The following is a 15,570-nucleotide window of genomic DNA, read 5'->3' as shown; positions in this document are numbered from 1 at the left end:
TTTTCTACAATCCGACTAAAGGATGGACAGTTACCCAGCAGTTAATTTCCCGATACCCAGAATGGAAATTTTTTCCACTTAAAGGACTCAATCGAGATCAACTCTCTGAGGCACTTTATAGTGCGAAGTTATATATAGATTTTGGACATCACCCAGGCAGAGATCGCATGCCCCGTGAAGCTGCAATGCATGGATGCTGCTTAATTACTGGCAAATTAGGATCCGCCGGCAATGCTATAGATCTGCCCATACCACCGCTATACAAATTGGATAGCAATGCAAATGGCTTTATCGAGGATTTTGGAGTTCTTGCTAAAGATGTTATGGATAAATTTGCTGGACACCATGCAGCCTTTACTTCTTATAGAAAATGGTTACAAGATGAGCCAAAAATTTTCAAACAACAAATTGCTGATTATTTTTGTAAATACTAAAGCTTCTTACTTAAATCTATTCAGCATGGATTTAAGTAAACTTTTTTTCTGCAATCTTGAGTCCTCACGCGGCCCTAGTGAGGATGCCTGTATTTTTTGAACAAATGAGCGCATAAAATGTTGCCTCTCTAGAGCGTCATTTAGCTTTAAGTTAATTGACATTGAATGAGCTAAACGCATCAAATCTTCTTCAGAAAGTGTAGCTCTACTTGTCTTGATAAAGATTGATTCATATGGATGCACACTCCGCCCAAAGTATGAGCGCTCGAACCCACTATCACCCTCGCGTGATGAAGGGTTTATATCCAGAAGCTCCTTGCGATAATCAACCTGATTATATTCTGGCAAAATGCAGCGCAAATTTAAACCCATGTCGACTATTAACTGAGAAAGTCTAATTTCATAATGGCAAATAGTCTCGTCCTTGTTGAGATTCTCAGCACCCTCATAAAAGCCAAGCTTAACAAGCTGCTCTAGTACTGGTCGGGTTAGTGCATAACAGGTGGTCTGAACATGCCCCAAAAACTGATCATTGCGTTCACGTATTCCATATTTTCCATAGTACATCTTCGCGATTGAATGATGGGATGGAGTAATACTAATCGCTGAGCCTACAATACCAACTTCATTCGAAAATAGATCAATAAAAAGATCGGTCCAATTTTGATTGTCGTACGCAGGAATAAAAGGGCCACGCACAGAAGAATTAATAAATAGATAAAAATCATACTCCTGCCAAGCTTTTAGCTCACAAATAGCCGCACAATAGCCACCGTAATCAAAATTTTTATTCTCAGTAAAAAAGTATTTAATATTATCTGCGAGTGGAAAATCTATTGTGTACTCACCGGCAATAATAATGAGGTAGTTCAGCTCTACGCAATAACCAAATCTCAAGAAGTGGGAAAAATTATCGATGTAAGATTGATCTTTTTCATAATAATGGTAGACAACCAAAACTTTTCCACTTTGAACTCTGTTCTTTTTTTGGACGTTAGCCATCAGAATCAAACTTTTCTCAGCACACTAATTAAATGTGTGGAGTGGCGTACCTGACTCTCGACTTTGAAAGAACCTTTAAAGCCATACATTCTTCCCCACTGACGCTGATCATCAAAATATTGAGAGAAAGTTTCGCTTGTTATTGGATTGATATGAGTTGGATCTGTAAAACACGCAGAGAATGGATAAACCGGCGTTTGCGCCAAAAATAATCCACCTGGAGTTAAAACTCGGTAAACCTCATTCATCAGCTCTATAAACGAATAGCGAATTTCCGGCAAATACAAAACCCGCGGGACATGCTCTATAAAATCAAATGCAGTAATGTAGTCCATGGATGCGTCCTCATAGGGGATTCCCTCTTGAGCAAGGTCTGACCTAGCAATATTGGGGTTAGCACTATCTCGAATATCAATTCCGTAAAGCACATCTGCTTTAAATGGATTTCTAGGAATATTCCCACACCCCAAATCTAAGCTTTTGGAATTTGTATTTTTAGTTAAATCTGATCTAAACGCAGAGTAAAAAACCTCTAAATCACCAACTTCTTCCATATCAACAATACTGCTAAAAGACCGGAACATTAATTTCAGGGTTTTAAAATAATTTACGAGCCTCATATAGCCTTAAATAGTTGTCAACAATAATTTCTCACCAGCATATAAAATCATATGCTGACATTGTAAACTTTCATATTATTGCGATCAAACTATAGCCCTAAATGACACGCCTACTTATCGTATACCAATCAAAGCCATCCATAGTGCCAGGCTTAGTAAAGGGCTTTGAAAATGCCGGGTTAGAGATAATCACTTTTTTGGCCAACGAACACCATCATTGGGTTGATAAATATGTATTTCATGCTGTTAATAAGTGGGCGCACAACTTAAGAATTTTGAAAAAGAGGGAATTTCTTTTCTCCAAGCACCCATTAAATCACTGGAATTTTCTAAATACAGAGCTCATTAAGTCCTATAAAAAAAATAAACCTGATTTTGTATTATTTATTCATGGGATTCATTATTCAAAAGCAACCTTATCTCAAATTGACGCCCCTAAAATTGGCTGGCTTGTTGACCCCGTTCAAGATCCACAAAGACTTCTTCTATTCTCCCAAAACTTAGATTGGTATTTCTCATACAGCAAGATCGCAATTGCGGCCCTCAATAAGGCTGGATTTATGAATACCAATTATTTGCCTCATGCAGTTGATCATCATCAGTTCCGCTACTTACCTGAAACTAAAAAAAACATTGATATAGCCTTTGTTGGAAAGCATAGTGCTCATCGAGAAAAATTTATCCTGGCCGCTTTAGAAATAACAAACAAAGTTAGCCTTTACGGTTCAAGATGGATTTCACCTGCCCTATCCAATTTCTCACTTATAAAAGTAATTAAAGGATGGGAATGCTATGGGGAGAGCTTGAACAGACTCTACAACTCATCCAAAGTTGTTTTAAGCATCATTGCAAAGCCGGAGAGTGCGCTAGAAACTCAAAGTGGTATCAATATGAGGCCTTATGAAATCCTAGCATCTGGATCATTACTGCTCTCAGATAATTACGATGAATTACACCCTGAACTGAAAAATAATCACAATCTGATTTTATTTAATAACCTTGATGAATTTAAGGCTTCCCTGAAACGAATACTTGACGATGAATATATGTGTGAAAAGATTGCCTTAGAGGGAAGAAAATTTATTAAAGATCGATTCTCGTACGATGAGATGGCTACGATTATTTTAAGTAAATATCAAAAGCTCTTAAAATAACTCTCAAAAAATAATTACTATTCAGTAAGAAACAAGTTACTTTTTAATTTCCTGCAACTATCGACATAACAGCCATTCGAACTGCTATACCAAAGGTGACTTGATTGAGGATGACAGATTGAGTGCCATCCGCTACAGCGGAATCAATTTCTACGCCACGGTTCATGGGGCCTGGGTGCATCACGATAGCATCAGATTTCGCTAAGGCTAAGCGTGTAGGTGTTAAACCATACTGTTTAAAGAATTCATCGCCTTCGGGAACTTGACCTGCTTCCATGCGCTCTTTCTGGATGCGCAATGTCATGACTACATCAACGCCCTTTAAACCCTCTTCCATGCTGTGGAATATCTTGATCCCCAGCATATCTAAATCGCTTGGCAAAAGACTTTCAGGTCCAATCGCACGAATATCCTTACAGCCCAAAGTTCTTAATGCGCAGATATTCGATTTGGCAACACGGCTATGCAAAATGTCACCTACGATAGCAACCTTTAGACTACTAAAATCTTTCTTGAAGTGGCGCATCGTGTACATATCCAACAAGCCTTGAGTCGGATGCTGGTGGCTACCATCACCAGCATTGATTACGTGGACGTGAGCGGGAATATGTTGAGCAATCTGAATCGGCGCCCTAGAAATACTATGGCGCACCACAAAAATATCCGCCTGCATAGCCACTAAGTTATCAATCGTATCTAAAAGACTTTCGCCTTTTGCGGTAGAAGATGTAGAAATATCTAAGTTAATTACATCTGCAGATAAACGCTTAGCAGCAATCTCAAAAGTAGTACGAGTGCGAGTGGAGTTTTCAAAGAACAAGTTGAATACACTCTTGCCACGAAGAAGCGGTACTTTCTTCACTTCTCTAGCAGGATCTGTCACGCTGACAAACTGTTGTGCGGTATCGAGGATGTGGAGGATCTGCTCTTTTGGTAAACCCTCTAAAGTCAACAAATGAGTTAACTCACCAGCGGAATTAAATTGATTTACTGGGGCGTTGACTAAGTCATTCAATCCGCTCATACTGTACGCTCCTCTAATTGGAAGCTGAACTTGCCAGCACCATCTTTTTCCAAAACTAAAATTTGAGTATCTGGAACGCTTACTTGCTCCCCTACAAAATCAGCTGAGATCGGCAATTCACGGTTTTCACGATCTGCTAAAACCATCAACTTCACTTGTGCAGGTCTACCAAAATCAAATAACTCATTGAGCGCTGCGCGGACAGTACGGCCAGTAAGCAATACATCATCAATCAAGATTACATTTGCGCCATTCACCTCAAAAGGAAGATGGGTAGACATGTTGCTAGCGGTTCGAAGCGCAGTCATACCCTTCTCAGAATAGTCATCGCGATGAAAGGCTACATTGATTACTCCAAAGTGAAGAAGATTTAAATCTGTCGCTAAACGCTCTGCAATCCAAGCCCCGCCCATTGCAAGACCGGCTAACTCAAACACATCGCCAGCCTTTTTGTACTGATTCAAAGTCTCTAGTAACTTTAGATAGGACTGCTCTGCATTCATCTCAACTAATCCAATTCTTTTCAAGAAAATACTGCTCCAAAATCAAGGCCGCAGCCAGTGCATCCAAATTGTCTCGCATGTCTGGATTTCCCTCTAAAACAGCCGAGGTGTAGCGCTCGTCCACCCACTCCACTGGTAAATGAAAGCGTCCCTGCAGCTGATTGCCAAAGCGGCGGGCCTTGGCACTCATTTCATGCTCGGCACCGTCAGGGTGACAAGGTAAGCCAACCACTAGGTGATTGGGCTGCCACTCCTTCAGAAGCCCCTCAATGACTCTGAATACAGCATTACTAGATGATTCTGCGATCGTTTTAATTGGCTTCCCCAGACAAGTGAGGGTATTTCCGACGGCAACACCAATACGCCGCGTCCCAAAGTCAAAGGCCATAACCGTCAACTCTGTATCTTTCTTCATGCCCTCAGGCATGCCCTGCCTCGCCAGAAAGATGCGATGGGTCAAACCCCAAAAGACCCATCGTCCGCTCATAGCGCTGGCTAGAGGGGGTATTAAAAATAATCTCAACCATTTGTTTTTGGGACAAAGGGACATTGATCCAGCCATTGAGGGTAATTTCTTCCTCAAGCTGGCCCGCACTCCAACCTGCATAACCCAAGGTCATCAAGAACTTATTCGGCCCAGAACCTGTTGCCACAGCCTCAAGCACATCCTTTGATGTTGTCATGGTCAAGCCACCCGGAACAGCCAAGGAAGAGCTGTAAGCCAACTCTGCGGCAGGTTCGTGCAAGACAAAACCACGCTCGAATTGCACTGGACCACCAAAATAGACCGGTTGATTAGATACCGGCTCAGCCTCCAGCTTGACCTCAATTTTTTCAAATAAGGCCCCCATATCAAGCTCGGTAGGGCGATTGATCACCAAGCCCATCGCACCCCGTTCAGTATGCTCAAAAAGATAGATAACTGAACCTGCAAAATTGGGGTCGACCATCCCAGGCATGGCAACAAGGAATTGGTTTGCTAGATGATTAGCAGAATAAGCGATTGAGGGCCCAGCAGCAGAAGTCTGGGAAGGCTTAGTGGATGTTGTAGCTTGACCCACAGGGGCTTTTTTAGCCATGTTCATTTGATTTATTTTACCGAATTCTCTGCCCTAGCTAGATCTTTCCAGTGATCCAGTAGGCTAGAAGACCAACTACCTCATGGATGACATTATTCCACTGCTGCGCCCCTGCAATTAGGCTAAAGGAGCCCCAATTTAATTTACGCCCAGTTTGATAATCAACTGGAACTGGAATGACCGCGAGGCCTTGTTTTTGAAAAATTTTAAGCGATCGATACATATGACTTGCAGAAGTAATGAGTAACCAAGGTTTTTGGGCTCCACTGATATTACTTTGATTGATTGCTACCAATTCCAAAATCATAGGCTTCATATAGAGCACATTTTCATAGGTATTTCGGGACTGGCTCTCATAATGAGCATACTGATCAGACAAGCCTTGCTCAGCTATGAGTTGCTTAAAAGCATTCGCCTCTGACATCCCGGTAGGCACCAAATGACTCGAGAACCCACTAAAAATAAATGGATGTCGTGGATATTGACGTATAAGCTCAAAGGCTTTGGTAATGCGCTCTGCTGAGGAATAAATCGAAATCTCACCACGATCAACAGCAACATCACCCCCAGCTATAGCGCCACCCAAAATGATAATTCCGGCTACCTCATCTTTTGAGATCATGCTCAAATTACTTTTAGGCACTGAATCCTCTAAAGCCCTTAAAAATAGTTCGGAGCTAGGCAACCAGCCAACTAGTAATAAATCGGCTAAGGTGAGAATTAAAAAACGTTTACATAAATGGGGTTTTCTAGAACAAAGTGAAAAAAGGCTTAAGCCCACAAAGGCAATGATCCAATTTAAGGGTTCAATAAAAAACTGCACCGTCTTCGAAAAAATGAAAAAAAATGTATCCATAAGCATTAATATTACATGCAAGCTCAGCGAAATCAGTAAATCAGCTCTAACATATCAGCTATGAAAAAAGCTCTCGTTTGGTTACGCCGTGATTTACGCCTATATGACAATGCTGCGCTTCATCACGCCCTAAAAAATAATGACCAAGTTTGGCTAGCGTTTATCTTCGATACCGATATTTTAGATCCACTGAAGTCCGAAGATCTAGATACAAGTGGCCTCAAACATGATCGTCGCGTAGATTTTATTTGGCAAGGTCTTAAGCAAATTGACGAGCAATTGCGCAAACAAGGTGGCGTACTGATTGTTCAGTACGACAAGCCCACTACGTGTATTCCGAGAATTGCTGAGACTTTGGGTGTCAATACCGTTTACACCAATCATGACTATGAGCCATCGGCAATTGCACGTGATGCCTCTATTTCCGGATCACTAGAAAAACTTGGTATTGGATTAGAGACTTTCAAAGATCAAGTGATTTTTGAGAAGAAAGAAATTCTGACTAACTCGAATACGGTGTTCTCCATCTTTACGCCCTACAAGAACAACTGGCTTAAAACGCTACAAGAAAAAGATATTGCCGCTTATGACTGCGATCCTAAAAAAGGACAGTTAGCTGCCATCCCCAAATCATTAGAGGCTCCCTTCCCATCTCTAGAATCTATGGGCTTTAGCCCGACAGGTATTGAGGCTTATTTGCCTGCGGGATCTGAGGGTGGCCAGAGCTTATTGGAAGACTTCCTTCACCGCATCGATCAATACCAAATCGGTCGAGACTTCCCAGCAATCAAAGGTGTGAGCTACATATCCACCCACCTTCGCTTTGGTATGCTCTCAATTAGAGGCTTGGTGCGCGAAGCACACCGCCGAATGCTTGCTGGCAGTATGGGTGCAACGATTTGGTTAAGTGAACTGATCTGGCGTGATTTTTATTTCATGATTCTGGCCAATCACCCACGCCTTGCTGAGGGTGCCGCTTTCAAACCTGGCTATGACAATATCGAATGGGAAAGCGGTGCCACTGCTAAGAGGTTATTTAAAGCTTGGTGTGATGGCAAGACAGGCTACCCATTAGTAGATGCTGCCATGTGCCAACTCAACCAAAGTGGATATATGCACAATCGCCTGCGCATGGTGGTTGCAAGCTTTCTTACTAAAGATTTAGGCATTGATTGGCGCTGGGGTGAAATGTATTTCGCAAAACACCTCAATGACTTTGAATTGTCTTCCAACAATGGTGGATGGCAGTGGGCCTCTTCATCGGGATGTGATGCGCAGCCCTACTTCCGCATCTTCAATCCGATTACTCAGTCCCAAAAGTTCGATCCCGAAGGAAAGTTCATTCGTCGCTACTTACCTCAACTAGACAAACTCTCTAAGAAGTCAATTCATGCACCTTGGGAATCCGGCCATATTGAACTAGAGGCTGCCGGCGTTCTTCTGGGTCGTGACTATCCCCTACCAGTTGTTAATCATGATGAAGCACGCAAAAAGACCTTGGTGCGCTATAGCATTGTTAAAAAAGTCAGTCCAGAATCTACGACCGATTAAGTTAGTGAAAACTCTGGCACTTTCCGCTTTAAGATAGGGTATGAGCAAGATCTATGCTGTAGGTGATATTCAGGGCTGCGCGCCCTCTTTGAAGGCGCTCGTCAAAAAGCTCCCCGCACAGTCCAAGATGATTTTTTTAGGTGACCTGGTAAATCGGGGCCCTGACTCATTAGGCACCCTACGCTACCTCAAGAAATTACAAGAAGATAAACGCATCGAGTGTATTCTCGGAAATCACGATCTCCATTTGCTTGCGGTAGATGCTGGCATCCGAAAAACTAAAGGGCTTGATACCGTACAACCGATTCTAAATGCGCCCGATAGAGCAGAATTAATGAATTGGCTACGCCATAGGCCAATGGCTCTGAGTAACGGAAAAGTACTCACTGTTCATGCAGGAGTTCTACCACAATGGGACTTGCAGCAAACAATCGAGTGTGCACAGGAAGTAGAAAAAGCGCTACGTAAAAAATCCTACAAAGATTTCTTAATGAATATGTATGGCAACACCCCAAATAAGTGGAGCAACTCTCTTAAAGGTTATGAGCGTTTACGCGTCATCACCAATGCACTGACCCGCATTCGTTTTTGTACTCCTACCGGCACAATGGAATTCGAGAGTAAAGAAGGTTTTGAAGATGGTCCCAAAGGCTATGTCCCTTGGTTTAAAACTCCTAAACGAAAAACGCAAGATGCCCTGATTTACTTCGGTCACTGGTCAACCCTAGGACTTCTCCAGCATAGGAATGTCATTGGTCTCGATACAGGCTGCGTTTGGGGTGGAAAGCTCACCGCAATGGAAGTTCCAGAATCAGGTAAGCCAAGCAAGGATCTAAAGTTTATCCAAGTAGATGGCTATGACCATCCACTCAGAATGTAATTTTGGCTCTGCCTCTTATAGTTTTTTAAATGCAGTTTTCGCGGCAGTGATAATTTCTTCCAAAACTCCATTGTCATGAGTAATAGAAGTAAATCCAGCTTCATAAGCAGAGGGTGCTAAATACACCCCTTGATCTAACATCAAGTGGAAAAATTTCTTAAACGCCTCAATATCAGTTTTAGTGACTGCCTCAAAAGAGGTTGGGACCTCATTGGCAAAGTAAAAACCAAACATTCCACCAACACTATCTACCGCAAAAGGTACGCCTGCTTCATCTGCCGCAAGCTTGAACCCAGACATGAGCTTTTCAGTTTGCCCCGTCAGACAATCGAAGAAACCTTCTCGAGAAATAATCTCCAGCGTCTTTAATCCAGCCGCTACAGCTACTGGATTACCGGACAATGTGCCTGCCTGGTAAACATTGCCCAGCGGCGCTAACTTAGACATAATTTCTTTTTTACCGCCAAAAGCAGCCATCGGCATACCGCCGCCCATGACCTTACCAAGACAAGTCAGGTCAGGGGTAATAACTTGCAGAGATTGCGCGCCACCTAAAGCAACCCTAAAGCCGGTCATGACTTCGTCGTAAATTAATACACTGCCATGCTCGCTAGTCAGCTGGCGTAGTGTCGAGAGAAATTCCTTTGAGGGCTTAATGAGATTCATATTGCCAGCAAACGGTTCAATAATCACCGCGGCAACCTGATCACCCTGCTTTACAAACACTTCCTTCAAGGCTTGCACATCGTTATATGGCAGTACTAAGGTGTGTTTAACTAAATCTTGTGGAACGCCACCAGAAGAGGGTGCATTTTGAGTTGAATCTGCAAAGGTCAAGAGGCCAGAACCTGCCTTCACTAAAAGACTATCGGCATGGCCGTGATAACAACCTTCAAATTTAATAATGAGATCACGTCCTGTATGGCCACGTGCGAGACGCAGAGCACTCATAGTGGCTTCGGTTCCACTCGATACCATCCGCACCTGCTCAATGCTAGGAACCAACTGACAGATGCGTTCTGCTAATTCAATTTCGCCTTCGGTAGGGGCGCCGTAACTAAAGCTAGTTTCTGCAGCCTGCTTAACTGCTTCCACCACTTCTGGATTAGCATGGCCTGCAATCATAGGACCCCAGGACATAATTAAATCAATATAGCGCGTACCTTCAGCATCCCAGAAGTAAGGGCCTTTTGCTTTAGCAACAAAACGCGGTGTACCGCCTACTTGACGAAAAGCGCGTACTGGAGAATTCACACCCCCAGGAATTGTTTTTTGTGCGCGCTCAAATAAGATGTCATTTTTTCCCAAGATACTTTTCCCGATTTAGCTAATGAATTTAAACATCGTCTAATTAAATTAATCTATTAGATCGCCATCATTTCAAAGTCTTCTTTACGTGCACCACACTCAGGACAGGTCCAGTTCATGGGTACATCTTTCCAAAGGGTGCCTGGCGCAATACCCTCTTCAGGTAAACCTGCAGCCTCGTCATAAACCCAGCCACAAATTAAGCACATATATGTTTTGAATTCCATTACCGTCTTCCTTATTTATCTTTCTATTTTAAATCGGATGCAGCATCACGCTTTTGATGCATCTCGAACTTAAATAATCTGCATTCCAGGGGGCCATTAAATAAAGGGGTGCGTTTAGATTCCTTAATACGTAACTGCCCAGGTAAGGCCATATCCGCAGTCAATACAAAGACATTCCAGCCACCAAAAGTATCCTTGAGATGCTGGCCAAACTGCCTCAAGAATTCCACAAACTTAGGGTCCTGTTCTTCTTGAGCTTGTAGCTTTTTGAGAGACTCGCGGCTAGAGCGTTTAGCACTTTGACGTCCTGTTTCTAGATTAAATGCATAGCGATCTTCTGGCTCCTCAGCTTGTTCGTAAGAGTCTCGCCCCATATCGCCACTCGCAGCACGATCCTGGCCTCGTCCACCCTTGATCACTAAGCGCTCACCATAAGGCGGGTTCAATAGCATCACACCATCTTGAGCATTTGTTGGTGGCCTAGTTGCTAAGGCATCAACTTGACGTGTTACTGGCAATCCCGGCAACTGAGCCCGCTGCCAGTTACCTTTAAACATCGCTACCAAGCGCTCGTTAATATCACCACCGCTAATACCCAAAGACTCTGAATCTGGGAACTGTTTACGCCTCTCCAACATCTCAGAATGTACAGCGTCTTTCAAAGTCGCCCAACGCTTTTGCTCGGCAGCCTCATTAAATGGCTTGAGTCGCTGAAACCCAAACCCATGAGCGGAAGTTACTAATGGGCGATAGGCTAATCGACTCGGCTTCGCGTCATCACCATACATCCCCGCCCGAATAGCACCCGGCGGAATAGCTAAAGCCATTTGTGCAGCCTCAATCAAAAAGGTGCCACTACCGCACATTGGATCAAATAAAGTTTGCGAAGGCTTCCAGCCGGTAATTGACAAGATGCCTGCTGCAAGATTTTCTTTTAAGGGAGCATCGCCCTTTTCATCTCTCCAGCCACGTTTGAATAAGGCCTCACCTGAAGTGTCCAAATAGATCGTGGCATGAGTTGCCGTGAGATGAGCCTGTACCCGCACATCCGGAAATGCAGTATCAATACTGGGACGATCGCCAGTGGCATCACGGAGGCGATCAACAATCGCATCCTTAATCTTCAAAGTTGCAAAATTTAAGCTCTTCAAGGGTGAACGATGGGCCGTCACATCAACGCGTAAAGTTTGTTTAGAAGAAAACCATTCTTCCCAAGCTAAACCACTAGCCAACTTATACAAATCTTCTTCCTGACGGTATGGCGATTCCGCCATCTGTAGCAATACTCGACTCGCAATCCGTGAATGTAAGTTCAATGCCATGGCGGCAGATATTGGCGCCGCCAAACCTACTCCACCCGTAGGACTCGTAGGCGTAGGATCAATCACCCAGGCACCCAAGGCTTTACAGTCAGGGCGCTGCGCAATACTTGCTAGCTCTTGTGCAAGAGGCACTTCCAGTCCGCCTGGACAAACAACAAAAAATCTCATGAGGCTAGCAATCTAAAAGAGATGAAATAAAAAAATTAAGGCTTAATGACCACTAAAGCGGTCACGATCAGAAGAAGAAGGACTGGCGCTTCGTTAAACCAACGATACCAAACCCCTGAATGGGTATTGACACCATTACGGAACTTTTTGAGCAAACCCCAACAAGCATGGTGATAACCGATTACCAGAAGTACAAAGAACATCTTGGCATGCATCCATACCTCACCAGCACCTATTCTGAAGTGCAACCACAAAGCAAGGCCTAGCAATACGGCAGGTACTGCCAATATAGTCATAAATCGAAATAAGCGATTCGCCATTCCTAGAATACGTGCATAGACCTCAGGATTTTTTTCATCAGCCAAGTTCACAAAGATACGCGGAAGATAAAACAAGCCTGCGAACCAAGATGCAATCAAGACAATATGAAAAGTCTTGGTCCATAAATATGCATTGCCCATCATGATTAATTTCCGTTCTGTAATGAAGCTGGATTAAGTACGAATCTCGCCATGACCCATGACGATGTATTTGAGAGAAGTGAGACCATCTAAGCCCACCGGGCCACGAGCATGTAGCTTGTCATTCGAGATGCCAATCTCTGCGCCAAGACCATACTCAAAACCATCGGCAAAACGGGTGCTGGCATTGACCATCACACTGGCACTATCGACTTCACGCAAAAAGCGATTGGCTTGCGCTTGATTCTTAGTAATGATGGCATCAGTATGTTTACTGCCGTATTGTTCGATATGACCCATTGCTTCGTCGATATCCGCAACAGTCTTGATCGACAAAATTGGTGCCAAATATTCTGTTTGCCAATCTTCTTCAGTGGCATTGACTAAATCTTTAAAACCGGCTGCTTCAAGAGTGCTTCGGGTTTGATCATCAACACGCAACTCCACACCCTTATCTTGATAGATTTTGCAAAGAGCTGGCAATACTTGTGATGCAATCGATTTATTTACTAGGAGCGTTTCCATTGCGTTACATGGCGCATAGCGCTGAGTCTTGGCGTTATCGCAAACCTTGATTGCCATTGCGACATCCGCATCGGCATCAATATAAGTGTGACAGATACCATCCAAATGCTTAATCATTGGCACGCGCGCTTCTGCAATCAAACGGGCGATCAAACTCTTGCCACCACGTGGAACGATCACATCAATATATTGGGTCATGGTAATCATTTCGCCAACAGCAGCGCGATCTGTGGTGGTCACAACCTGCACCGCATCCATGGGTAAATTGGCAGCATCTAAACCTTCTTGAATCAATTGCGCCAACAAGGTATTTGAATCAATTGCCTCTGAGCCACCACGCAAAATCACTGCATTGCCAGACTTCAGGCACAGTGCAGCTGCATCAATCGTGACATTTGGACGAGATTCATAAATGATGCCAATCACACCAAGTGGCACACGCATCTGACCGAGCTCAATACCGGAAGCCTGCTTTTGTAATGGCGTTATTTTGCCAATCGGATCTTCCAAATAAACAATTTGTTCCAAACCTAATGCCATAGATTCAATCGTCTTTGGCGTCATCGTCAGGCGATCAATAAACGCTGCATCTTGACCATTGGTTTTTGCTCGAGCAACATCGAGTGCATTCACTCGGACAATTTCCTCAGACCGCTCACGAACCAACTTGGCGATATGCAATAAGGCCTTATTTTTCTGCTCGCTAGATGCCCGCGCCATTGCGCGTGATGCCTGACGAGCACGTTGGCCAATATCTTGCATCATTTGCTGAATGGTATTTGTTGAATTACTCATATATTTACTATGTCAAAATTAATATTGTTTTATCTAGCGCAATAAATTACCCACCAAACGCAAGCCATCCCAAGGATCTGCCGGTAATTCTGCTGCATGCAATCCCTTGGCTTGACGATCTAAACCTGCAGCCACCTGCATTGCCCTCCGCAATCTCAAAGGCTGCACTCGCTTTAGAGCTATAGGATATAAACGCTCCTTATTTCCCCAGATCCGGTTAGCGCGCATTAAGTTCTGTACAGACTCTCCAGCATCGCTTGCTGCTTTCAGTTTCGATAGTATCCGAAGCTCTTCAGTTACGCTCCACAGAATCAGAACTAAAGGCTCACCCTCACCCTTAAGGCCATCTAACATGCGATTAAGGCGAGGAAGATCACCAGCTAACATCGCTTCAGTTAATTCAAAGACGTTATAACGAGCTACCTTCAAAATGGCTGACCGAATCTGTTCCTCAGTAAGGACGCCGGCAGGATGTAACAAACCCAGCTTCTGAATCTCTTGATGAGCGGCAATGAGGTTTCCCTCTACCTGCTCAGCAATGAAGGCTAAAGCACGCTGCCCATCTGGACCAGACTGAACTTCTTGACCCTGCTTCTTTAGGCGCCCCGCAATCCACTGCGGTAATTGCGAGCGATCCAAGGAATCCAATTGAATCGCCATGCCAGCCTCATCTAAGGCACTAAACCAAGCAGAGGTTTTGGTCTTGCCATCCAATTTAGGCAAGATGATGCAAAAAATCGTGTCCGGGCCTTCAGAGCCTACCGACTGAGACTCAATTTGGGCAGAGAACTGCTTAAGCGCATCAGCACCATCACGACCCGGCTTTCCTGTTGGTATACGCAACTCAACCCAGCGTTTATCTCCAAATAAAGACATCGTTTGGCCAGCACTTAACAAGGCGCTCCAATCAAATCCGCGCTCTTGCAATAAGACTTCACGATCGGTATAGCCCATTTTTTTAGCAGTGGCACGTAGCTGGTCCATTGCTTCCATCATCAGGAGAGGCTCATCACCGCTAAATATATAAAGAGGCTTTAATGAAGCCGCAGAATTGAGTGACTTCAAATGAACCTGTAGAGCATCGCTCTTAACCATGCGATTTGATCGTCATTCTTTAAAATCTTCGAGCCTGTGGTGCTCGAGCAGATGCAGAAACACGACGCAGAATTTGTACCGCAAGATCTCTGCGCATCAAAGATAAAAATTGCTGCATTTGGACGTCGGTCGCCAAAACGGTAGACACCGAGAAGTCCATATCACGAGTCATGTAGATTTCAGCTTCGGGCACAACATCTGCCCCAGTGTTGTCATACGCCCTAAATCCGACCCGAATATTTAAGCGATAGGCAGAGACTTGACCATTCGAGTTATAGGCCAAGATTTCACGACCATTGAGATCACTGGTAATTTCTAAAATGAGATCGGCATCTTTAGGATTGATAGCCACCTTAGCATCTGTGCCCGTCAAAATCGCTGTCTGAAGATCCGTTCTCAGAGGTGGTGATGGGCTGCCAGTAATCGCAATGACTTTGAAGGGCAAATCGACCATGCCACGCAAACGATAGCCGCAGGCAATCAAACCACTGACTGGAGCCAAGGCTAAAAGCCCAAGCATGGTACGTCGAAGATGATTTACGCGCATGTGTCTAGTTTCTATTCAA

Annotated in this window: 18 protein-coding genes; 4 read left to right on the top strand and 14 right to left on the bottom strand. The window is 43.9% G+C overall.

Features of this window, described 5'->3' with window-relative positions; translation table 11 throughout:
- Window positions 1-167: 167 nt before the first annotated feature.
- Complete coding sequence (locus CL55_RS10400; RefSeq protein ID WP_052728694.1) at window positions 168-434, top strand: hypothetical protein; 267 nt, start codon at window positions 168-170, stop codon at window positions 432-434.
- A gap of 6 nt (window positions 435-440) precedes the next feature.
- Here CL55_RS10400 and CL55_RS01330 read toward each other — a convergent pair whose 3' ends face one another.
- Window positions 441-1,436 (bottom strand): hypothetical protein, encoded by a 996-nt coding sequence (locus tag CL55_RS01330; RefSeq protein ID WP_046329530.1) that lies wholly within the window; start codon window positions 1,434-1,436, stop codon window positions 441-443.
- Window positions 1,437-1,441: 5 nt separating this feature from the next.
- Window positions 1,442-1,990: a methyltransferase domain-containing protein gene (locus CL55_RS01325; RefSeq protein ID WP_082091863.1), complete on the bottom strand. Its 549-nt coding sequence runs from the start codon at window positions 1,988-1,990 to the stop codon at window positions 1,442-1,444.
- A gap of 167 nt (window positions 1,991-2,157) precedes the next feature.
- Here CL55_RS01325 and CL55_RS01320 point away from each other — a divergent pair, with 167 nt between their 5' ends.
- A complete protein-coding gene (locus tag CL55_RS01320; protein ID WP_082091862.1) occupies window positions 2,158-3,210 on the top strand; it encodes a glycosyltransferase family protein in 1,053 nt (350 codons plus the stop codon).
- A gap of 43 nt (window positions 3,211-3,253) precedes the next feature.
- Here the strand turns inward: CL55_RS01320 and CL55_RS01315 are convergent, their stop codons facing one another.
- The 5 genes from CL55_RS01315 to CL55_RS01295 all read right to left on the bottom strand — a co-directional run bounded on the left by CL55_RS01315 (window position 3,254) and on the right by CL55_RS01295 (window position 6,438).
- On the bottom strand, window positions 3,254-4,234 hold the full coding sequence (locus CL55_RS01315; RefSeq protein ID WP_046329528.1) for an aspartate carbamoyltransferase catalytic subunit: 981 nt from the start codon (window positions 4,232-4,234) through the stop codon (window positions 3,254-3,256).
- Complete coding sequence (gene pyrR, locus CL55_RS01310; RefSeq protein WP_046329527.1) at window positions 4,231-4,737, bottom strand: bifunctional pyr operon transcriptional regulator/uracil phosphoribosyltransferase PyrR; 507 nt, start codon at window positions 4,735-4,737, stop codon at window positions 4,231-4,233. Before pyrR ends, CL55_RS01315 begins: the two co-directional genes overlap by 4 nt.
- 1 nt (window position 4,738) lies before the next feature.
- Window positions 4,739-5,152, bottom strand: coding sequence for a Holliday junction resolvase RuvX (gene ruvX, locus CL55_RS01305; protein WP_205621281.1), 414 nt, complete (start codon window positions 5,150-5,152; stop codon window positions 4,739-4,741).
- A 4-nt stretch (window positions 5,153-5,156) separates the two neighbouring features.
- A complete protein-coding gene (locus CL55_RS01300; protein WP_046331054.1) occupies window positions 5,157-5,696 on the bottom strand; it encodes a YqgE/AlgH family protein in 540 nt (179 codons plus the stop codon).
- A 157-nt stretch (window positions 5,697-5,853) separates the two neighbouring features.
- Window positions 5,854-6,438, bottom strand: coding sequence for a YdcF family protein (locus CL55_RS01295; protein WP_237150517.1), 585 nt, complete (start codon window positions 6,436-6,438; stop codon window positions 5,854-5,856).
- A 294-nt stretch (window positions 6,439-6,732) separates the two neighbouring features.
- On the opposite strand from CL55_RS01295, the gene CL55_RS01290 reads away from it, so the two are divergent.
- Both CL55_RS01290 and CL55_RS01285 read left to right on the top strand, forming a co-directional pair.
- Window positions 6,733-8,223: a cryptochrome/photolyase family protein gene (locus CL55_RS01290; RefSeq protein ID WP_046329524.1), complete on the top strand. Its 1,491-nt coding sequence runs from the start codon at window positions 6,733-6,735 to the stop codon at window positions 8,221-8,223.
- Between the two features lie 40 nt (window positions 8,224-8,263).
- Window positions 8,264-9,103, top strand: a complete 840-nt coding sequence (locus tag CL55_RS01285; RefSeq protein ID WP_046329523.1) for a symmetrical bis(5'-nucleosyl)-tetraphosphatase — start codon at window positions 8,264-8,266, stop codon at window positions 9,101-9,103.
- A gap of 15 nt (window positions 9,104-9,118) precedes the next feature.
- Here the strand turns inward: CL55_RS01285 and hemL are convergent, their stop codons facing one another.
- The 7 genes from hemL to CL55_RS01250 are packed head-to-tail and all read right to left on the bottom strand — an operon-like array spanning window position 9,119 to window position 15,551.
- A complete protein-coding gene (gene hemL, locus CL55_RS01280) occupies window positions 9,119-10,411 on the bottom strand; it encodes a glutamate-1-semialdehyde 2,1-aminomutase (protein WP_046329522.1) in 1,293 nt (430 codons plus the stop codon).
- A 56-nt stretch (window positions 10,412-10,467) separates the two neighbouring features.
- A complete protein-coding gene (locus tag CL55_RS01275) occupies window positions 10,468-10,638 on the bottom strand; it encodes a rubredoxin (RefSeq protein ID WP_011902084.1) in 171 nt (56 codons plus the stop codon).
- A gap of 23 nt (window positions 10,639-10,661) precedes the next feature.
- Window positions 10,662-12,128, bottom strand: coding sequence for a THUMP domain-containing class I SAM-dependent RNA methyltransferase (locus CL55_RS01270; RefSeq protein ID WP_046329521.1), 1,467 nt, complete (start codon window positions 12,126-12,128; stop codon window positions 10,662-10,664).
- A gap of 35 nt (window positions 12,129-12,163) precedes the next feature.
- Complete coding sequence (locus CL55_RS01265; RefSeq protein ID WP_046331053.1) at window positions 12,164-12,589, bottom strand: CopD family protein; 426 nt, start codon at window positions 12,587-12,589, stop codon at window positions 12,164-12,166.
- A gap of 33 nt (window positions 12,590-12,622) precedes the next feature.
- Entirely contained in the window at window positions 12,623-13,909 is a 1,287-nt protein-coding gene (locus tag CL55_RS01260; protein WP_046329520.1) for a glutamate-5-semialdehyde dehydrogenase, read from the bottom strand.
- Between the two features lie 33 nt (window positions 13,910-13,942).
- The gene (holA, locus tag CL55_RS01255) at window positions 13,943-15,004 is read right to left on the bottom strand and encodes a DNA polymerase III subunit delta (protein ID WP_046329519.1); all 1,062 of its coding nucleotides are present in this window, start codon (window positions 15,002-15,004) and stop codon (window positions 13,943-13,945) included.
- A gap of 19 nt (window positions 15,005-15,023) precedes the next feature.
- Complete coding sequence (locus CL55_RS01250; protein WP_046329518.1) at window positions 15,024-15,551, bottom strand: LPS-assembly lipoprotein LptE; 528 nt, start codon at window positions 15,549-15,551, stop codon at window positions 15,024-15,026.
- Between the last annotated feature and the right edge of the window lie 19 nt (window positions 15,552-15,570).

Origin of the sequence: Polynucleobacter duraquae (assembly GCF_000973625.1) — a bacterium.
GTDB lineage: Bacteria > Pseudomonadota > Gammaproteobacteria > Burkholderiales > Burkholderiaceae > Polynucleobacter > Polynucleobacter duraquae.
This window is presented reverse-complemented; position numbering and strand designations above follow the sequence as displayed.